We start from the raw sequence: 19,838 nt of genomic DNA on the forward strand, positions 1-19,838 counted from the left end.
CCAAGGTGGTGGTAGCATCCCCTAACTGCTTCACAAGGAAATGAAATGACAGGTATGAACCGTAACCCAGCGCTGGACACAGAGATGCTCGGCCTGGTGCCGATGGTGGTGGAACAAAGCGGTCGCGGCGAGCGCTCGTATGATATTTACTCGCGCTTGCTGAAGGAACGCTTGATTTTCATGGTCGGCCCGGTCAATGACCAGATGGCCAACCTGGTTGTCGCCCAGCTGCTGTTCCTGGAAAGCGAAAATCCGGAAAAGGAAATCTCGCTCTACATCAACTCGCCAGGTGGTTCGGTCTCGGCCGGCATGGCCATCTACGACACCATGCAGTTCATCAAGCCGGACGTCTCGACCCTGTGCACGGGCATGGCTGCTTCGATGGGCGCTTTCCTGCTGGCCGCTGGCGCCAAGGGCAAGCGTTTCTCGCTGCCGAACTCGCGCATCATGATTCACCAGCCGTCCGGTGGTTCGCAAGGCATGGCGTCCGACATCGAGATCCAGGCGAAGGAAATCCTTTACCTGCGCACCCGCTTGAACGGCATCATGGCCGAGCGCACGGGCCAGACGATCGAACAGATCGCCAAGGACACCGACCGTGACCGTTTCATGTCCGCCGACGAGGCCGTTGAGTATGGTTTGATCGACAAAGTGTTGACCAGCCGCGCTTGATGAGCCCCTACCGGTATTGCTAAGTACGTAAGTAAACGCCCGGGCGCTCAAACGTTCGGGCGTTTCGCTTTTATTTCGGGTAGCATGGAGCTTGTGCACGTTGTTGACTTGCGCCATGGGGAGTTGCCTTAACGGGCGGCAACCATCATCCGGCTTGCGATTTTGCAATATTGTTAATGCAGTTCCAACCAAAATGCCTTATGTCAGACAAAAAATCCTCTAGCGGCGAAAAATTACTGTATTGCTCGTTCTGCGGCAAAAGCCAGCACGAGGTGAAGAAACTCATCGCCGGCCCGTCCGTGTTCATTTGCGACGAGTGCATCGACCTGTGCAACGACATCATCCGTGATGAAACGTCGAGCATCGAGACGGTGACCGGTACCAAATCCGACCTGCCGACGCCGCAAGAAATTGCCGCCTTGCTCGATCAGTACGTGATCGGCCAGCAGACTGCCAAGCGCATCCTGTCGGTGGCGGTGTACAACCATTACAAACGCCTCAAGCATCTGGGCAAGAAAGACGACATCGAACTGGCCAAGAGCAACATCTTGCTGGTCGGTCCTACCGGCTCGGGCAAGACCCTGCTGGCACAGACTCTGGCGCGCATGCTCAACGTGCCGTTCGTGATCGCCGACGCCACCACCCTGACCGAAGCCGGTTACGTGGGTGAAGACGTGGAAAACATCATCCAGAAGCTGCTGCAAAGCTGCAACTATGACGTCGAGAAAGCCCAGCGCGGCATCGTCTACATCGATGAAATCGACAAGATTTCGCGCAAGTCCGACAATCCGTCCATCACGCGCGACGTGTCGGGCGAGGGCGTGCAGCAAGCCTTGCTGAAACTCATCGAAGGCACGATGGCTTCCGTGCCGCCACAAGGCGGCCGCAAGCATCCGAACCAGGATTTCGTGCAGATCGACACGACCAACATCATGTTCATCTGCGGCGGCGCCTTCGACGGCCTGTCGAAAGTGATCGCCAACCGTTCCGAAAAGAGCGGCATCGGCTTCTCGGCCACGGTGCGCAGCAAGTCGCAAAGCTCGGCCAGCGAACTGATGCTGCAAGCGGAGCCGGAAGACCTGGTGAAATTCGGCCTGATCCCGGAACTGGTGGGTCGTCTGCCCGTCATCGCCACCCTGGCGGAATTGACGGAAGAGGCGCTGATCCAGATCCTCGTCGAGCCGAAGAATGCGCTGATCAAGCAGTATTCGAAGCTGCTCGAGATGGAAGGCGCGGAACTGGAGATTCGTCCGGCCGCCCTGCATGCGATCGCCAAGAAAGCGCTGGCGCGCAAGACCGGTGCCCGTGGCCTGCGTTCCATCCTGGAACATGCTTTGCTGGACGTCATGTACGAACTGCCGAGCGAACAAAATGTGGTGAAGGTCGTCATCGACGAAAATACCATCACCAGCGGCGCCAAACCTTTGTTGATTTATCAAGAGACTGCCAAAGCCTCCGGAGAAAATTGAAAACTGCCGAGACAAATGCATAAAAAGGGTTTTGATTCCTTAATGCATGGCAGTACAATTTAAATCAATGAGTGCAGGCTTCAATCGGAAAGCCACTCGCGGCGCTTAGCTGCGCGTGGCTTTTTTACTGTGAAAACTGCATTTATTACCGTCATGCGGGTGTGTTTTGCGAAATAAACAGAAAAATGTTTGTTTCACAGAATTATTTATTCTCGCCGGTCTTGTGTTTTGGCAGCGAGCGCCAACATCGTAAACACGCTTTCTATAAGGTACGCCATGACAACTTCCAAATTAACTGAGCAAACTCAACTGCCGTTATTGCCGTTGCGGGATGTCGTCGTTTTCCCGCATATGGTGATACCGCTGTTCGTTGGCCGTCCAAAGTCGATCAAGGCGCTGGAAGCTGCGATGGAGCAGGGCAAGAGCATCATGCTTGCCGCTCAAAAAGCAGCCGCGAAGGACGAGCCGTCTCCTTCGGATATCTATGAAATTGGCTGCGTTGCCAATATTCTGCAAATGCTGAAGCTGCCCGATGGCACCGTCAAGGTGCTGGTCGAAGGCGCGCAGCGTGCCCGTATCAACCACATCAGCGATGCCCCGACGCACTTCATCGCCGACCTGACGCCGCTCGAGTCCGAGCCGGGCGACGAGTCGGAAGTCGAAGCCATGCGCCGGGCGATCGTGCAGCAGTTCGACCAGTACGTCAAACTCAACAAAAAAATCCCGCCGGAAATCCTCGCTTCCCTGTCGGGCATCGACGATGCCGGCCGCCTGGCCGACACGGTGGCCGCGCACTTGCCGCTGAAACTTGAGCAAAAACAAGTCATCCTGGAAATTTTCAGCGTGGCCAAGCGCCTCGAGCACCTGCTGGGCCAGCTCGAAGGCGAACTCGACATCCTGCAGGTGGAAAAGCGCATCCGCGGCCGCGTGAAGCGCCAGATGGAAAAATCGCAGCGCGAGTACTACCTGAACGAGCAAGTCAAGGCGATCCAGAAAGAACTGGGCGAGGGCGAAGATGGCGCCGACCTCGACGAGCTGGAGAAAAAAGTCGCTTCGGCCAAAATGCCGAAGGAAGCGCTCGACAAGGCTACCAACGAGTTGAAAAAACTCAAGCTGATGTCGCCGATGTCGGCCGAAGCCACCGTCGTGCGCAACTACATCGACACTCTGGTCAACTTGCCTTGGAAAAAGAAATCCAAGGTCAATAACGACCTGGCGAACGCTGAAAAAGTGCTCGAGGGCGACCACTACGGCCTCGACAAGGTCAAGGAACGCATCCTGGAATACCTCGCGGTGCAACAGCGCGTCGACAAGCTCAAGGCGCCTATCCTGTGCTTCGTCGGTCCTCCGGGCGTGGGCAAGACCTCGCTGGGCCAGTCCATCGCCCGCGCGACGAACCGCAAGTTCGTGCGCATGGCCCTGGGCGGCGTGCGCGACGAAGCGGAAATCCGCGGCCACCGCCGCACCTACATCGGCTCGATGCCGGGCAAGATATTGCAATCGCTGTCGAAAGTCGGCGTGCGCAATCCCTTGTTCCTGCTCGATGAAGTCGACAAGATGGGCGCCGATTTCCGTGGCGACCCGTCGTCGGCCCTGCTGGAAGTGCTCGACCCGGAACAGAACCACACGTTCTCCGACCATTACATCGAAGTCGATTTCGACTTGTCCGACGTGATGTTCGTGGCCACGTCGAACTCGTACAACATTCCGCCAGCCTTGCTCGACCGCATGGAAGTGATCCGTCTGTCCGGTTACACGGAAGATGAAAAGACCAGCATCGCGCAGCGTTACCTGCTGCCGAAGCAGATCAAGAACAATGGTTTGAAGGAAGAGGAGATCTCGGTGGCCGAGTCGGCGCTGCGCGACATCATCCGCTACTACACGCGGGAAGCCGGTGTGCGTTCGCTCGAGCGGGAAGTGTCGAAGATCTGCCGCAAGGTGGTCAAGATGCTGCTGCTGAAGAAATCCGACAAGAAAGTCATCGTCAACTCGAAGAACCTGGATAAATTCCTTGGCGTGCGCCGCTATGATTTCGGTGTCGCAGAGAAAGAAAACCAGGTAGGCCAGGTGGTCGGTCTGGCATGGACGGAAGTGGGCGGCGATCTGCTGACCATCGAAGCCGTGTCGATGCCGGGCAAGGGCGGCATCATCCGCACGGGTACCCTGGGCGACGTCATGAAAGAGTCGATCGAGGCAGCCCGCACGGTGGTGCGCAGCCGGGCACAGCGCCTGGGCATCAAGGCGGACGTGTTCGAGAAGAGCGACATCCACATCCACGTGCCGGAAGGCGCGACACCGAAGGACGGTCCTTCGGCTGGCGCGGCCATGACGGTGGCGATGGTGTCGGTCTTCACGGGCATTCCCGTGCGCGCCGACGTGGCGATGACGGGCGAGATCACCTTGCGCGGCGAAGTATTGCCGATCGGCGGCTTGAAGGAAAAGTTGCTGGCGGCCCATCGCGGCGGCATCAAGACGGTCCTGATTCCAGAGCAAAACGTGAAAGACCTGGCCGATATTCCGGACAACGTCAAGAACAAACTGGAGATCGTGCCGGTGCGCTGGATCGACAAAGTGCTGGAAATCGCCCTCGAACGCATGCCTGAAGCGTTGGCGGACGTCGCTGCGGTGGAGGCTGTCACGGCCGCCGCGGCCAAGCCTGACACGGCCGGCGAGGTAGTAAAACACTAACGTTTTACCCCTGTTTTCCCCAAACAAGCGCTTTTAGAGCGCTTGTTTTATATTGAAACGTGAATTGCGCCCCCAAAGCGCTTGACACATATACAGTGTGGCTTGTTTAATACGCCTGCACATTTTTTTCGCCGGACAGCTGTGGTGCCAAAAGTGCCGCAACGATACGGTAAACGTTTTATACCTTTGTAATTGGGGATGCTAGTGAACAAGACTGAATTGATCGACCACATTGCTGAAAAAGCTGACATTTCCAAGGCCGCCGCTGCGCGCGCACTCGACGCTGTTATCGGCGGCGTGACGGAAACTTTGAAAAACAACGACAGCGTGACGCTGGTTGGTTTTGGCACTTTCTCGGTCAGCGAACGCGCTGAGCGTACCGGCCGCAATCCGCGTACCAAAGAAGCGATCACGATCGAAGCAGCAAAAGTTCCAAAATTTAAAGCTGGTAAAGCTTTGAAGGATGCTGTAAACTAACGGACTTCGGTGAGGTGACAATCACCGGAAACATTTGGCGGCGCCTCCTGGTGCCGCGATTTCAGGATCGACGTTCTTGAATGGCGATCCTGGATACAAATGCAAGTAGTACTGTGTATTTTTCGGAGTGGTAGTTCAGTTGGTTAGAATGCCGGCCTGTCACGTCGGAGGTCGCGGGTTCGAGTCCCGTCCGCTCCGCCAAAAAAATACGCTCTTAAGGAGTGGTAGTTCAGTTGGTTAGAATACCGGCCTGTCACGTCGGGGGTCGCGGGTTCGAGTCCCGTCCGCTCCGCCAGAATATAGAAGCCCGCGCTGCTGAATAAGTAGCGCGGGTTTTTCTTTTCCAGCGCCAGATTATCTCGGCGCGCCTGCTTTTTAAAATTCCCGCCTGCCGTGTTGAATAAAAACGCCGGCGTTTAAATCCCCTTTAAGCTGCGTCGGGTTAAATGCCCGAGTCCGGCGCCTTGCCATCCAGGCGGCGCCAGGGCAGGGCGCGCGCCCTGATTTACTCTTGCTATAGCGCTATGGGCATTGTAGAATCAGGAGATAATGGCTTGGGCGTCAGAATCCTGCTTTAGTTCCAGCGCCAAGTTGTTGAATCTAAAGGGGAAGTGGACATCTGTCCCGTCCATTCCGCCGAAGAAATCAAGGCGAACGCATGTTCGCCTTTTTTTATAGTGATCCACTCATCCCGAATTGGCTGACCATGTTTGAATTTATTCGTACCCATCGACGCTTGATGCAGTTTCTCCTGATGCTGGTCATCGTCCCGTCTTTTGCACTGGTCGGTATCAGCGGCTACCAAAGCTTCGGCGATGGCGCGAACACCATCGCCAAGGTCGGCGACCAGGTCGTTACGCAGCAGCAATATGAAGAAGCGCAACGCCAGCAGATCGACCGCTACCGCCAGATGATGGGCGAGCAGTTCGACCAAAAAATGTTTGACACGCCGGAAGCGCGCCAGAGCATCCTCGACAACCTGATCGCCGAGCGCGCCGTGGCCGCCGAAGTGGGCCGTAGCCACCTCGTCATCAGCGATGCCGTGCTGCAAAAGGAAGTGCTGGAAATCCCAGGCTTGACCTTGCCGGACGGTAAATTCGACCTGGAACGCTACAAGGCCATGCTGGCTGCCCAGGGCATGACGCCGCAGATGTACGATGCGCGTCGCCGCAGCGACCTGGCCCTGCAGCAACTGGCCGGCGCCGTGCAAGGCACCGCCTTCGCGCCGAACACCGTGTCCAAGCGCCTGTCCGACATCACCTCGGAAGAGCGTGAAGTGCAGGAACTGCTGTTGCCGATCGCCCAGTACGTGTCGGAAGTCAAAGTGACGGACGCCATGATCAAGGCGTTCTATGACAAGAACAGCAAGTTCTTCGAAATCCCGGAACAAGCCAAGATCGAATACGTCGTGCTGGACGACAGCGCCGCCGGCGAGCAAGTCGACGTGACAGACGCCGACGTGACCGGCTACTACGCGAAGAACCAGAAAGCCTACACGACGGAAGAAGCGCGCCAGGCCAGCCACATCCTCGTAGCCGTCAAGAAAGACGCCTCGGCCGCCGACAAGGCAGCCGCCAAGGCCAAGGCTGAAGCCATCCTGGCTGACGTGCGCAAGGCGCCTGCCAGCTTTGCCGCCGTGGCGAAAGCCAAGTCGGAAGATCCGGCCTCCGCGGAACAGGGCGGCGACCTGGGCGTGATCGGCAAGGATGGCTTGCCGGCACCGCTGCTGAGCGCTGTTTCGAAACTCAAGCAAGGCGAAATCAGCGATGTCGTCGCTTCCGATTTCGGCTTCCACATCCTGACCGTCACCTCGCTCAAGCCGCAGCACGTGCGTGCGCTCGATGAAGTGCGCGGCGAAATCACGGCCGACCTGCGCAAGCAATTTGCTGCCAAGAAATACTCGGAAATGGCGGAAACGTTTACCAACACGGTCTACGAGCAATCGGACAGCCTGAAGCCGGTGGCCGACAAGCTGAAACTGAAAGTGGAAAGCGTTGCCAACCTGTCGCGCACGCCGTCGCCGGCACTGGGCAAGGCGCCGTTCAACAACGCCAAGTTCCTGGCCGCCATCTTCTCGAACGATTCGCTGAAAGACAAGCGCAACACGGAAGCCGTGACCGTCGCACCTAACGTGCTGATCGCTGGCCGCGTGGTGGAATTCAAGCCGGCAACGAAGCGTCCGCTGGCCGAAGTCGAAGCGATGATCCGTCAGCGCGTGACCCTGGAAGAAGCGGAAAAGCTGGCCAAGAAGGCGGGCGAGACCAAGCTGGCTGCCTTGAAGGCGTCGGGCGATGCGACGGGCTTCGGCGCGGCGCAATGGGTATCGCGCAGCAAGCTGGACGGTATCAACCGTGCCGCCATCGCGCAAGTCATGAAAGCGGACACGAGCAAGCTGCCAGCCTATGTGGGCGTGGACCTGCCAGCCCTGGGCTACGGCATCTACCGCATCGGCAAGGTGCAGCAGCCGGCGCAAGTGGACGCGGCGCGCCGCCAGCAAGAGAAAGACCAGATCGGCGGCATCCTGGCGCAACAGGAAATGTTCGATTACGTCGAGTACCTGAAAGCCAAGGCCAAGGTGAAGATCGTCAAACCGCTCACCGCCCCAGCCGTCGCAGCGCCGGAAGCACCGTAAGATTTAGTTTCCACGCATAAAAATAGCCGCTTTCGAGCGGCTATTTTTTTTGTCTGCGGAATGTGCGTGCCAATGAACTGAGCATGACCATCAGCGTAGAGCTGGGGTCAGACCCGCCGGGTCTGACCCCGGATTTTTGCCTCGGGCTAGAGGTAACGTCAACAACTGGCTTACTTGGCTTTCAGCAACGGCGCCAGTTGCGGCCAGATGTTTTTCAAAATCGTCGGATGCGCCTTGGCATTCGGATGCATGCGGTCGGCCTGGAACAGCTGCGGCTGGTCGGCGATGCCTTCGAACATGAAGGGGACCAAAGGCGCCTTCCATTCCTTTGCCAGCTTGCCGTACACGCCATAGAACTGCTCGCCGTAGGCGCGGCCATAGTTGGGCGGCATGCGCATGCCCACCAGCACCACCTGCGCGCCCGATTTCCTGGCCGCCTCTCCCATGGCGCGCAGATTTGCTTCGGCGGCCGCCACGGGCAAGCCGCGCAAGCCGTCGTTGGCGCCCAGTTCGATCAGCACGACGTCGGGCTGGTGCTTGGCCAGCAGGGCGGGCAGGCGCGCGCGGCCGCCGCTGGTGGTCTCGCCGCTGATGCTGGCGTTGACGATGCGCGTGTCGTTCTTTTGCGCTTGCAGCCGCTGTTCCAGCAGCGCCACCCAGCCCGTGCCCCGCGCCAACCCGTACTCGGCCGACAGGCTATCGCCGAGCACCAGCAGCGTTTTTGGTGCAGAATAGGCGTTCGTCATGCCTGACACCAGGAGCAGGGCTGCCGCAGGAAGCAAGGACAGGGTGCGCCGCCGCAGGCGGTTGCCGCCCTCGACACTTATTTGTTCACGAAATTTCTTAAGATAGATCAGCATGCCCGAATTCCCTAAAGCGACTTCCACCAGTTTTCTCCCGTCCGACGCGGCCGCCCAGCGGCCTGCCGCACCTAACAGTCAAAACAGCCAAAATGCCCGGCCGGCCATCGAAGTGGTCCAGCTGGCCAAGCGCGTACCCGATGCCGATGGTGAGCTGACCATCCTGCATCGCGTCGATTTTACCGTGCAAACGGCCGAGACGCTGGCCATCGTCGGCGCTTCCGGTTCCGGCAAGTCCACTTTATTGGGCTTGCTGGCCGGCCTGGACACGCCCAGCGAGGGCAAGGTCATGCTCGACGGCACCGATATCTTCGCCCTCGACGAAGATGGCCGCGCCGGTTTCCGCAAGGAAAAGCTCGGCTTCGTGTTCCAGTCCTTCCAGCTGCTGGCCCATCTGACGGCGCTGGAAAACGTCATGCTGCCGCTGGAATTGCGCGGCGACCCGGACGCGAAGGAAAAGGCGCAAGCCATGCTGGGAAGAGTCAACCTGGGCAGCCGCCTGAAACACTATCCGAAATACCTGTCCGGCGGCGAGCAGCAGCGCGTGGCGCTGGCCCGCGCCTTCGTCACGGAGCCGCCCCTGCTGTTCGCCGACGAGCCGACGGGCAGCCTGGATGCCGCCACGGGCGAAGCCGTGATCCAGCTGATGTTCGAGCTGAACCGCGAGCGGGGCTCGACCCTCGTGCTCGTCACGCACGACAGCTCGATTGCGGCGCGCTGCGGGCGCACGATTACGATTGCGGCGGGCAGGCTGGTGTGATTGGTGCTGCTGATTGTCGGATTACGCGCTGACGCGCTAATCCGACTTACTTGCCTGCCATCATCGCAGCCGTAGCTTGGATTAGCGCAGCGTAATCCAACACTCCCACGCCATACGCTTATGCCGACAAGGCATTGATCAACTTGCGGATGGCCGGGATCAATTCCCCCGCCGTCAGCCCGATGGGGCCGCTGCCTGCGGCCACCAGCGCATCGGCCGCCGCGCCGTGCAGCCAGACGGCGCCCAGCGCCGCTTCCCATTCCGGCCAGCCCTGCGCCAGCAGGCTGCCGCACAGGCCCGCCAGGACGTCGCCCGTGCCGGCCGTCGCCAGCGCAGGGCCGCCCGTGTTGTTGATGACGACGCTGCCATCCTGCGCGGCGATCACCGTGCCCGACCCTTTCAAGACGACGATGACGCCCAGCTGCGTGGCCAGCTGGCGCGCCGCGCCCAGGCGGTCGGCTTGCACTTCGGTCACCGTCATGTCGAGCAGGCGCGCCGCTTCCAGCGGATGCGGGGTCAATATCGTCGCCCCCGCACCCGTGCGCACGGCCAGCGCCGATTGCAGTTCCGGCTCAGCCGCCATCAGGTTCAGCGCATCGGCGTCCAGCAGCAGGGGGCTGTCGCTGTCGAACGCCCGCAGCAGCAGCTCCACCGTGCCGGCCTTGTCGCCGAGGCCGGGGCCCGCCACCAGCGCGGCGAAGTGCAGGCCGGAGAAATCCACGTCCCGGGCGTGCCAGCACATGAGTTCCGGCTGGCCGCTGTCGAACGCGGGCGGCGCGTCGGGAAAGGCGAGATACACCCGTCCCGCGCCCGCGTGCAGGGCCGTGCGGGCGGCCAGGATGGGCGCGCCGGCCATGCCTTGCGCACCGCCGATGATGGCCACGCTGCCGTAGCTGCCCTTGTGCGTGTTTTGCCGGCGCGGCTGCAGCTGGCGGGCGAACAGGTGCAGGCCGCCCAGCTGCGCCTTCGCCGGCAGCAGCAGGGCGGGATCGATGGCCAGCGCGGCCACTTCCACTACGCCCGCATGGTCGCGGCCATTTGCCGTGTGCAGGCCAGGCTTGTCGCCGATGAAGGTGAGCGTATGCGTGGCGCGGATGGCGACGCCGTCGATGGCGCCCGTGTCCGCGTGCAGGCCGCTGGGCACGTCGAGCGCCAGCACGGGGCAATCGAGCTGGTTCACCAGATGGACCACGTCGCGGCATTCGCCGTCCAGGGGACGCGATGCGCCGATGCCGAACAGGCCATCGATGACGAGGTGCCAGGGCGCGGCGCCCACGGCGGCCGACGCCGTGCTGGTTGCCGCATCCATGCAGCGCGCGGCGCTGTTGCGCGCGCGGCTCAGCGCCTGTTCGCGCTCGGGCGACGTGGCTTGCGCCGCGGGCGCCAGCCAGACGAGCACCTCGGTGCCGCTGCCGGCCAGGTGCGCGGCCGCTTCCAGCGCGTCGCCGCCGTTGTCGCCGGGGCCGGCCAGCACCAGTACGCGCCGGTGGCCCGCATCGCCGCCTTCTTCCTGGGCGTGCAGCAGCTTCAGGGCGGCACTGGCGGCGGCCTGGCCCGCGCGCTGCATCAGCAGCCCTTGCGGCAGGTCTTGCATGGCCGCCTGTTCGATGGCGCGCAGTTCGGCGATGGAGTACAGCGGTGTTGCAGAGTCGATCAGGGGCATGGAGCGTGTTCCGTTAGTCAGCATGTCTTCAACATAAGGCCGATGCGGGCGAAAGGCAAGGCGCGCACGCCTGAAATGCGCCCCCGTTTGGCGGCTACAATAGCCATCTCACATAAGCGCGGGGGGCAAGGCGATGGACTGGCAATTCTGGATCGACCGTGGCGGCACCTTTACGGACATCGTGGCGCGCCGTCCCGATGGCAGCCTGGCCACCTGCAAGCTGCTGTCGGAAAATCCGGGCCAGTACCGCGACGCGGCGCTGGCCGGCATGCGCCGGCTGATGGGCCTTGCGCCCGGTGCGCCGCTGCCCGTGGAGCAGGTGGGCGCCATCAAGATGGGCACGACGGTCGCCACGAATGCGCTGCTCGAACGCAAGGGCGAGCCCACCGTGCTGGCCATCACGCGGGGTTTTCGCGACGCCTTGCGCATCGCCTACCAGAACCGTCCGCAATTGTTCGCGCGCAAGATCATCCTGCCCGAACTGCTGTATGGTGACGTGATCGAGATCGATGAAAGGGTGGGCGCCCACGGCGACGTCGTCACGCCGCTCGACGAGGCGGCCGCGCAGGCCGCGCTGGCGCAAGCCCATGCGCGCGGCGTGCGCGCCATCGCCATCGTGCTGATGCACGGCTACCGCCATCACGCGCACGAGGCGCGGGTGGCGCAGCTGGCGCGCGAAGCCGGTTTTACGCAGGTGTCCGTGTCGTATGAGGTCAGCCCCATGATGAAACTGGTGGCGCGCGGCGACACCACCGTGGTCGACGCCTATCTGTCGCCGATCCTGCGCCGCTATGTCGACCAGCTGGCGATGGAGCTGCCCGGCGTGCACCTGCAATTCATGCAGTCGAACGGCGGCTTGACGGATGCGCGCGCCTTCCAGGGCAAGGACAGCATCTTGTCCGGTCCTGCCGGCGGCATCGTCGGCATGGTGCGCGCCAGCGCGCTGGCCGGTTTCGACAAGGTCATCGGCTTCGACATGGGCGGCACTTCGACGGACGTGTCGCATTACGCGGGCGAGTTCGAACGCGTGTTCGAGACGCAGATCGCCGGCGTGCGCATGCGCGCGCCGATGATGAGCATCCACACCGTGGCCGCGGGCGGCGGCTCCCTGCTGCATTTCGACGGCGCCCGCTACAAGGTGGGGCCGGACAGCGCGGGCGCCAATCCGGGCCCCGCCAGCTACCGGCGCGGCGGCCCGCTGGCCGTCACCGACTGCAACGTCATGCTGGGCAAGCTGCAGCCCGCGTTCTTCCCCCGCGTCTTCGGCCCCGATGCCGATGAAGCGCTGGACGCGGCCACGGTGCGCGCCCAGTTCGAGGCGCTGGCGCGCACGGTCAATGCCACGCCGGAAGAAGTGGCCGAAGGCTATGTCGCCATCGCCGTGGGCAATATGGCCAACGCCATCAAGCAGATTTCCGTGCAGCGAGGCCACGACGTCACGGAATATACGCTCACCAGCTTTGGCGGCGCGGGTGGCCAGCATGCCTGCCTGGTGGCCGACGCGCTGGGCATGCGCACGGTGTTCATCCACAGCCTGGCGGGCGTGATGTCGGCCTACGGCATGGGCCTGGCCGACCAGAGCGCCATGCGCGAACGGGCCATCGAAGCGACACTGGGGGCCGACCTGGCGCGCGATTTCGCCGCACTGGGAGAGCAGGCGCGGGGCGACTTGCTGCGCCAGGGCGTGGCTGGCGAGCGCATCGCGCTCGTGCACCGCGTGCACCTGCGCTACGAAGGCACGGATTCGGCCCTCGTCGTGCTGTTCGATACGGTGGCCAGCATGCAGGCGCAGTTCGAAGCGGCGTACAAAAAACGCTTTTCCTTCCTGATGCCGGCGCGCGCCTTGATCGTCGAAGCCATTTCCGTGGAAGCCCTCGGCGCATCCGATGCGCCGCAGCCGGCCGCGCCGGCGTATGCGACGCGCGCTGGCGCGCTGGCGCCCGTGCAAACGGTGCAGATCTACTGCGCCGGTGCATGGCGCGATAGCGGCCTGTATGCGGCGGACAGTCTGCGCCCGGGTGATGCCATCGACGGCCCGGCCATCGTCAGCGACGCCAACGCCACCACCGTGATCGAGCCGGGCTGGCGCGCGCAAGTGACGGCGCACGGCCATTTGATCTTGCGCAGAGTCGCCGCCTTGCCGGAGCGGCGCGCCATCGGGACTGATGCCGACCCCGTGATGCTGGAAATTTTCAACAACCTGTTCATGTCGATCGCCGAGCAGATGGGCCTGCGCCTGCAAAATACGGCCCATTCCGTCAACATCAAGGAGCGGCTCGATTTCAGCTGCGCCATCTTCGATGCGCAAGGCCACTTGATCGCCAATGCGCCGCACATGCCCGTGCACCTCGGTTCCATGGGCGAGAGCATCCGCACCGTCATGACGCGCAATGCGGGCGCCATGCGGCCGGGCGACGTCTTCATGCTGAACGACCCGTATCACGGCGGCACGCATCTGCCCGATGTGACGGTGATTTCTCCCGTCTTCGATGAAAAGGGAGAATCCATCCTGTTCTACGTGGGCTCGCGCGGCCACCATGCGGACATCGGCGGCACGACGCCCGGATCCATGCCGCCGGACTCCACGCGCATCGAGGAAGAGGGCGTATTGATCGACAATTTCAAGCTGGTCGACGGCGCCACGGGCGTGATGCGCGAGGCGGAAACACTGTCCCTGCTGGCGGGCGCCAGCTGGCCGGCCCGCAATCCGCGGCAAAACCTGGCCGACCTGCGCGCCCAGGTGGCGGCCAACCAGAAGGGGGCCGACGAACTGCATAACATGGTCGCGCATTTCGGCTTGGCCGTGGTGCAAGCCTACATGGGCCACGTGCAGGACAATGCCGAGGAAGCCGTGCGCCGGGTCATCACGACGCTGAAGGATGGCAGCTACGCGCTGGACCTGGACAACGGCGCGCGCATCCAGGTGGCGATCAAGGTCGACGTGGCGCGGCGCAGCGCCATCATCGATTTCACGGGTACCTCAAGCCAGCTGCCGAACAACTTCAATGCGCCGTCCGCCGTCTGCATGGCGGCCGTGCTGTATGTGTTCCGCACCCTTGTCGACGACGAGATTCCCCTGAATGCCGGCTGTCTGAAGCCTTTGACCGTGATCATCCCGCCTGGCTCCATGCTCAACCCGCGGTATCCGGCTTCCGTCGTTTCGGGCAACGTGGAAACCTCGACCTGCATCACCAACGCCCTGTATGGCGCGCTGGGGGCCATGGCCGCCTCGCAGGGGACGATGAACAATTTCACGTTCGGCAGCGCCAAATACCAGTATTACGAGACGATATCGGGCGGCTCGGGCGCCGGCCCCGGCTTCGACGGCACGGACGTGGTGCAGACGAACATGACCAATTCGCGCCTGACGGACCCGGAAATCCTCGAGTGGCGCTTTCCCGTGCGCCTGGACAGCTACAGCATCCGCCCAGGTTCGGGTGGGGCGGGGTGCTGGCATGGCGGCAATGGCGGCGTGCGCCGGGTGCGCTTCCTGGAGCCGATGACGGCGGCGATCCTGTCGAACAACCGGATGATTCCGCCGTTCGGCATGGCAGGCGGCGAGGCGGGCGCGCTGGGGCGCAACTACGTGGAACGGGCTGACGGCAGCATCGAGCACCTGGCGCATATCGGCAAGACGGACATGCGGGCGGGCGACGTGTTCGTCATCGAAACGCCGGGCGGCGGCGGCTACGGCAAGACGGAATAGGCCAGGTCGGCACTGGCGCTGGCGGCCCCGGCGCCGCTCAGCTGCGCGCGCACCTGGCCCACGTCGCGCATGGGCGCGCGGCCGAACTGGCGGCTGTATTCGCGGCTGAACTGCGATTCGCTGGCGTAGCCGACCCGGTAGCCGGCCGTGCCCGCGTCGATCTGCTCGACCAGCATCAATCGCCGCGCTTCCTGCAGCCGCAGCAGCTTCTGGTACTGCATCGGCGTCATGGCGGTGATCGCCTTGAAGTGGTGGTGCAGCGACGACATGCTCATGTTCGCCATGCCGGCCAGGTGCTCGATGCGCAGCGGCTGCGCGTAATGGTGCTTGATCCAGTCGATGGCTTGCCCCACCTGGTGCGACTGGCTGCTGGCCAGCGCCATGTGGCGCAGGCGCGCACCCACGGGGCCATTGAGCAGGCGGTAGGTCAGCTCGCGGCGGATCAAGGGGGCCAGCGCGGCGATCTCCCCCGGTTTGTCGAGCAGGCGCACGAGGCGCAGCATGGCGTCGAGCAGCTCGGGCGACACGTCGCTGACGGAAATGCCGCGCGTGGCGGGCAGGATTTTCTGCTGCGCGGCGCTGTCGCCGCCGCTTTCGCTATCGAGCAGCGCGGCCACGTCGGCGATGTCGATGCCCAGCACCACGCACAGGTGCGGCTTGTCCACGCTCGCTTCCACCACGCGCACCTGCACCGGCAGGTCGACGGACGTCAGCAGATACTGCATGCGGCTGTAATGGAAGGTTTCCGTGCCCAGGGTGACGTCCTTCGCTCCTTGCGCGATGATGGCCACGCTGGGGCGCGCCGCATGGAACAGCGACTCCGTGACGGACGACTGGCGGTGGAAGGTGAGGTTGCCGATGGCCGTCGCGTAATCGCCCGTGCGCGGCGCGTGGCGGCTGATCAGGGCGGCGATTTCGTCTTGGGGCAGGAGTAAGGTAGGCATGGGTGGCAGTATGCGTCAGGCGAGGGAGGGCAGGGGTTGATCTTACGCAGATTTGGAGGATCGTGCAAAGGTCTTGCAGGATCGCGGTAACGGCGGGGCGGCTTCTCGGGCACACTTGTGCAATCGCATGCATGGCACGCGTTCCCCCTCGTTACACACATATAGATACAGGAGTTTTCATGACCACCATCGCCAAAGGCTACGCCGCACTGGGCCCGACCTCCGCACTGCAACCGTTCACGTTCGAGCGCCGCGCCCCGCGCGAAGACGACGTGGCCATCTCGATCAAATACTGCGGCGTGTGCCATTCCGACATCCACCAGGCGCGCGACGAATGGGGCGGCGCCGCCTTCCCGATGGTGCCCGGCCATGAAATCGCCGGCGTCGTCACGGCCGTCGGCGCCAACGTCAGCAAGTTCAAGGTGGGCGACCACGTGGGCGTGGGCTGCTTCGTCGATTCCTGCACCACTTGCAAGACCCGTAACGTGGACCTGGAACAGTATATGCCCGGCCTGATCCAGACCTACAATGGCCTGGAAGCCGATGGCAAGACGGCCACGCAGGGCGGCTATTCGGACAGCATCGTCGTCAAGGAAGGCTATGTGCTGTCGATTCCCGACAACCTGCCGCTGGACGCGGCCGCGCCGCTGCTGTGCGCCGGCATCACCCTGTACTCGCCGCTGAACCACTGGAAGGCCGGCCCCGGCAAGCAGGTCGCCATCCTGGGCATGGGTGGCCTGGGCCACATGGGCGTGAAGATCGCCCACGCCATGGGCGCCGAAGTGACGGTGCTGAGCCAGACCCTGTCGAAGCGCGAAGACGGCCTGCGCCTGGGCGCCGATCACTACTACGCCACCAACGACGCGGAAACGTTCAGCAAACTGGCCGGCACCTTCGACCTGATCATCTGCACCGTGGGCGCTTCGATCGACTGGAACCAGTACATTAACCTGCTGAAGGTCGATGGCAGCATGGTCATCGTCGGCATTCCCGACGGCGCCGTGCCGCCGATCAGCGCCTTCGGCCTGGTGGGCGCGCGCCGCAGCCTGTCCGGCTCCATGATCGGCTCGATCAAGGAAACCCAGGAAATGCTGGATTTCTGCGGCAAGCACAACATCGTGTCGGACATCGAGATCATCCGCATCCAGGATATCAATGAGGCGTTCGAGCGCGTGGTGAAAAGCGATGTCAGATATCGTTTTGTAATTGATATGGCATCGCTGGCTGAGTAATTTGACAAGGGGTCGGACCCGTCGGGTCCGACCCCAGCTTTTCCGGTGCTGAGCCCTGAGCATCATTGGATACTCCGAGCGACGCACAAGGCTGGGGGCAGACCCATCGGGTCTGACCCCTTAATCCGAGATCCCCACCAAATCATCCCATCCCCGCCAAAAATCAAGCTCCGACATCAATTTTTCTTTCCTTGCGTCAAAAATCGGCATAAAATGAAACCGTACAGTACAGTTTCACTACGTAGATTTAAAAAATCAGCCATCCCCGGCGTGTTGGCCTGGGCAGGGGAGGCGTCATGGATAAAAAATGGACACTTCAACAAAGAATGGAGCGACGGCGATCCCGGCGGTCTCCAGGGGCAAGCGCATTGCCCTGGCGGTTTTTGGCGTTTTTCTCGGATGTTCCGGCCTGGCCCTGGCGGCGGGCGGCATCGAACTGATTACTCTCGGCGGTTCCTGGTATTACCTGCTGGCCGGTCTCGGTTTAATATTGGCGGGCGTGCTGTATTGGCGCCGCAAGCCGCTGGCTAGTGGCATCGTCGCTGCGCTGGTGCTGGCGACCTTGCTGTGGGCCGTGTGGGAAATCGGCTTCGCCTTCTGGCCCATGGTGCCGCGTTTGGCGCCATTCCTCGTCATCGGTCTGGTGGCCGCCTTGCTGCATCCGTGGCTGGCAGGCCGTGGCCACGGCGGCCAGTCGCGCGGCTTCGCGGCCCTGTTTGCCGTCGTGCTAGTGGCCGGCTTTGCCTCCATGTTCCAGCCGCACGGCGTGCTGGAAGCCACCGCGCAGCCGCAGCAGGATGCCGTGACGCCCGTCAATGACGGCAGCGCCAACTGGGCGCATTATGGCCATGGGCCGAAAGGCACGCGCTTCGCGCCGTACACGCAGATCGACCAGCAGAATGTCGGCCAGCTGCAAGTGGCGTGGAGTTACCGCACGGGCGAGCTGGCCGAGGGCGCGTCCGAATCGCAGAATACGCCGCTGCAGATCGGCGACACCCTCTATACGTGTACGCCGACCAGCAAGGTCATCGCGCTGGACGCGGACACGGGCAAGGAGCGCTGGACTTTCGATCCGAAGCCGGCCAACACGAAGACGTGGAACCGCTGCCGCGGTGTCGGCTACTACGAGCCGGCCAAAGTGACAAAGCCGTTCCGTGTCGAGGGCATGCAGGCGGCCGGCGCGCCGGCGGCGAGCGCGTGCGCCAAGCGCATCGTGCAAGTGACCATGGATGCGCGCCTGATCGAGATCGACGCGCAGACGGGCAAGCAGTGCGAGGGCTTCGGCGACAAGGGTTCCGTCGACCTCACCGTCGGCCTGGGCAAGGTGAAAATGAACGTGCCGTACTACGCCTACACGTCCGCGCCCACGGTGGCGCGCAACCTGATCATCCTCGGCGGCTGGGTCTTCGACGGCCGCTCCACCGATGAACCGTCGGGCGTCGTGCGCGCGTACAGCGCCGACACGGGGGAACTGGTGTGGGCCTGGGACCTGGGCAATCCGGCCATCACCAAGCTGCCGCCGGAAGGGCAGACCTACACGCGCAGCACGCCGAACATGTGGTCGACCCCGGCCTTCGACGACGAACTGGGCCTCGTCTACCTGCCGACGGGGAACGAGCAGCCGGACTTCTGGGGCGGCAAGCGCCCGCCGCTGACGGAAAAATACGCGTCGGCCATCGTCGCCCTCGACATGGCCACGGGCCGCGAACGGTGGACGTATCAAACCGTCCACCATGATATCTGGGACTACGACGTGGCCGCGCAGCCGGCCCTGTACGACGTCCCGGACGGCAAAGGCGGCAAGGTTCCCGCGCTGGTGCAGCTGACCAAGCGTGGCCAGATCTTCATGCTGGACCGCCGCACGGGCAAGCCGATTGCCGACGTGGTGGAAAAGCCAGTGCCGCAGGAGCATGCGGCCGGCGACTGGGTGGCAAAGACGCAGCCATATTCCACCGGCATGCCGGCCCTCGGCGCGGAAACCCTCACGGAGCGCGACATGTGGGGCGCCACCTTCTTCGACCAGCTGGCGTGCCGCATCAGCTTCCGCAAGCTCAATTACAAAGGGGAGTTCACGGCGCCAAGCACGCAAGAGACCTTGATCTATCCGGGCTACTACGGCGGCTTCAACTGGGGCGGCGCGGCCGTCGATGAAAGCAATGGCTATATGTTCGTCAACGATATCCGCATGCCGCAAGTGGTCAAGCTGGTGCCGCGCGAAACGGTGGACGTGGCCAAGCTGACGTCGGGCCACGGCGTGGGCAGCACCTATCCGATGGATGGCACGCCCTTCGTCATCGACCACAAGGCCTTCAATTCACCGCTTGGCATACCTTGCCAAAGTCCGCCGTGGGGCGTGTTTGCCGCCATCGATTTGAAGACGCGCACGAAAGTGTGGGAGCGTCCGGCCGGCACGGTGCAGGACGCCGTCATCAACGGCGTGCGCGCGCGGCTGCCCATCCCGCTGGGCATGCCCACCCTGGGCGGCGGCGTGAGCACGGCGTCGGGCCTCGTGTTTTATGCGGGCACGCAGGATTATTATCTGCGCGCCATGGACATCGCCACGGGACGTGAAGTGTGGAAGGCGCGCATGCCCGTGGGGTCGCAAGGCACGCCGATGACGTATGTGTCGCCCAGGTCGGGGCGCCAGTACGTCGTGGTGGTGGCGGGCGGCGCCCGCCAGAGCCCGGACCGGGGAGATTACGTGATAGCATACGCGCTTCCCAAGACACAGTAAG

At 62.8% G+C, this 19,838-nt stretch carries 12 protein-coding genes and 2 tRNA genes; 11 read left to right on the forward strand and 3 right to left on the reverse strand.

Annotation, left to right across the window (positions count from 1 at the left end):
• Nucleotides 1-54: 54 nt before the first annotated feature.
• The 7 genes from clpP to VPH40_RS01945 all read left to right on the forward strand — a co-directional run bounded on the left by clpP (nucleotide 55) and on the right by VPH40_RS01945 (nucleotide 7,938).
• Nucleotides 55-672, forward strand: coding sequence for an ATP-dependent Clp endopeptidase proteolytic subunit ClpP (gene clpP, locus VPH40_RS01915; RefSeq protein ID WP_369811567.1), 618 nt, complete (start codon nucleotides 55-57; stop codon nucleotides 670-672).
• A 200-nt stretch (nucleotides 673-872) separates the two neighbouring features.
• Complete coding sequence (gene clpX, locus VPH40_RS01920; protein WP_010398446.1) at nucleotides 873-2,141, forward strand: ATP-dependent Clp protease ATP-binding subunit ClpX; 1,269 nt, start codon at nucleotides 873-875, stop codon at nucleotides 2,139-2,141.
• Nucleotides 2,142-2,417: 276 nt separating this feature from the next.
• A complete protein-coding gene (gene lon, locus VPH40_RS01925) occupies nucleotides 2,418-4,829 on the forward strand; it encodes an endopeptidase La (protein WP_152253936.1) in 2,412 nt (803 codons plus the stop codon).
• Nucleotides 4,830-5,033: 204 nt separating this feature from the next.
• Nucleotides 5,034-5,306, forward strand: a complete 273-nt coding sequence (locus tag VPH40_RS01930) for an HU family DNA-binding protein (protein ID WP_010398442.1) — start codon at nucleotides 5,034-5,036, stop codon at nucleotides 5,304-5,306.
• A 124-nt stretch (nucleotides 5,307-5,430) separates the two neighbouring features.
• Nucleotides 5,431-5,507, forward strand: a tRNA-Asp gene (locus tag VPH40_RS01935).
• A 17-nt stretch (nucleotides 5,508-5,524) separates the two neighbouring features.
• A tRNA-Asp gene (locus VPH40_RS01940) sits at nucleotides 5,525-5,601 on the forward strand.
• Nucleotides 5,602-6,012: 411 nt separating this feature from the next.
• Nucleotides 6,013-7,938 (forward strand): SurA N-terminal domain-containing protein, encoded by a 1,926-nt coding sequence (locus VPH40_RS01945; protein WP_328572475.1) that lies wholly within the window; start codon nucleotides 6,013-6,015, stop codon nucleotides 7,936-7,938.
• A 170-nt stretch (nucleotides 7,939-8,108) separates the two neighbouring features.
• On the opposite strand, the gene VPH40_RS01950 is transcribed toward VPH40_RS01945, so the two are convergent.
• Nucleotides 8,109-8,798, reverse strand: a complete 690-nt coding sequence (locus VPH40_RS01950) for an arylesterase (RefSeq protein WP_285817016.1) — start codon at nucleotides 8,796-8,798, stop codon at nucleotides 8,109-8,111.
• On the opposite strand from VPH40_RS01950, the gene VPH40_RS01955 reads away from it, so the two are divergent.
• Complete coding sequence (locus tag VPH40_RS01955; protein WP_435526470.1) at nucleotides 8,797-9,558, forward strand: ABC transporter ATP-binding protein; 762 nt, start codon at nucleotides 8,797-8,799, stop codon at nucleotides 9,556-9,558. The genes VPH40_RS01950 and VPH40_RS01955 overlap by 2 nt on opposite strands.
• Before the next feature lie 118 nt (nucleotides 9,559-9,676).
• Here the strand turns inward: VPH40_RS01955 and VPH40_RS01960 are convergent, their stop codons facing one another.
• Nucleotides 9,677-11,221 (reverse strand): NAD(P)H-hydrate dehydratase, encoded by a 1,545-nt coding sequence (locus VPH40_RS01960; protein ID WP_328572476.1) that lies wholly within the window; start codon nucleotides 11,219-11,221, stop codon nucleotides 9,677-9,679.
• Between the two features lie 133 nt (nucleotides 11,222-11,354).
• Here VPH40_RS01960 and VPH40_RS01965 point away from each other — a divergent pair, with 133 nt between their 5' ends.
• The gene (locus tag VPH40_RS01965) at nucleotides 11,355-14,927 is read left to right on the forward strand and encodes a hydantoinase B/oxoprolinase family protein (protein WP_328572477.1); all 3,573 of its coding nucleotides are present in this window, start codon (nucleotides 11,355-11,357) and stop codon (nucleotides 14,925-14,927) included.
• On the opposite strand, the gene VPH40_RS01970 is transcribed toward VPH40_RS01965, so the two are convergent.
• Nucleotides 14,909-15,871, reverse strand: coding sequence for an AraC family transcriptional regulator (locus tag VPH40_RS01970; RefSeq protein WP_289905131.1), 963 nt, complete (start codon nucleotides 15,869-15,871; stop codon nucleotides 14,909-14,911). The two genes, VPH40_RS01965 and VPH40_RS01970, sit on opposite strands and share 19 nt — an antisense overlap.
• 179 nt (nucleotides 15,872-16,050) lie before the next feature.
• On the opposite strand from VPH40_RS01970, the gene VPH40_RS01975 reads away from it, so the two are divergent.
• Nucleotides 16,051-17,103, forward strand: a complete 1,053-nt coding sequence (locus VPH40_RS01975) for an NAD(P)-dependent alcohol dehydrogenase (RefSeq protein ID WP_152257736.1) — start codon at nucleotides 16,051-16,053, stop codon at nucleotides 17,101-17,103.
• Nucleotides 17,104-17,410: 307 nt separating this feature from the next.
• Nucleotides 17,411-19,837, forward strand: coding sequence for a membrane-bound PQQ-dependent dehydrogenase, glucose/quinate/shikimate family (locus VPH40_RS01980; RefSeq protein ID WP_328572478.1), 2,427 nt, complete (start codon nucleotides 17,411-17,413; stop codon nucleotides 19,835-19,837).
• Nucleotide 19,838 lies beyond the last annotated feature (1 nt).

It is taken from the genome of Janthinobacterium sp. P210005, from assembly GCF_036231865.1.
GTDB classification, from domain to species: Bacteria; Pseudomonadota; Gammaproteobacteria; order Burkholderiales; family Burkholderiaceae_D; genus Janthinobacterium; species Janthinobacterium kumbetense.

Coding starts and splice junctions, on each gene's coding strand:
- clpP (WP_369811567.1), top strand. CDS start 55: ATGAACCGTAACCCAGCGCTGGACACAGAGATGCTCGGCCTGGTGCCG.
- clpX (WP_010398446.1), top strand. CDS start 873: ATGTCAGACAAAAAATCCTCTAGCGGCGAAAAATTACTGTATTGCTCG.
- lon (WP_152253936.1), top strand. CDS start 2,418: ATGACAACTTCCAAATTAACTGAGCAAACTCAACTGCCGTTATTGCCG.
- VPH40_RS01945 (WP_328572475.1), top strand. CDS start 6,013: ATGTTTGAATTTATTCGTACCCATCGACGCTTGATGCAGTTTCTCCTG.
- VPH40_RS01955 (WP_435526470.1), top strand. CDS start 8,797: ATGCCCGAATTCCCTAAAGCGACTTCCACCAGTTTTCTCCCGTCCGAC.
- VPH40_RS01950 (WP_285817016.1), bottom strand. CDS start 8,798: ATGCTGATCTATCTTAAGAAATTTCGTGAACAAATAAGTGTCGAGGGC.
- VPH40_RS01960 (WP_328572476.1), bottom strand. CDS start 11,221: ATGCCCCTGATCGACTCTGCAACACCGCTGTACTCCATCGCCGAACTG.
- VPH40_RS01965 (WP_328572477.1), top strand. CDS start 11,355: ATGGACTGGCAATTCTGGATCGACCGTGGCGGCACCTTTACGGACATC.
- VPH40_RS01970 (WP_289905131.1), bottom strand. CDS start 15,871: ATGCCTACCTTACTCCTGCCCCAAGACGAAATCGCCGCCCTGATCAGC.
- VPH40_RS01975 (WP_152257736.1), top strand. CDS start 16,051: ATGACCACCATCGCCAAAGGCTACGCCGCACTGGGCCCGACCTCCGCA.
- VPH40_RS01980 (WP_328572478.1), top strand. CDS start 17,411: ATGGACACTTCAACAAAGAATGGAGCGACGGCGATCCCGGCGGTCTCC.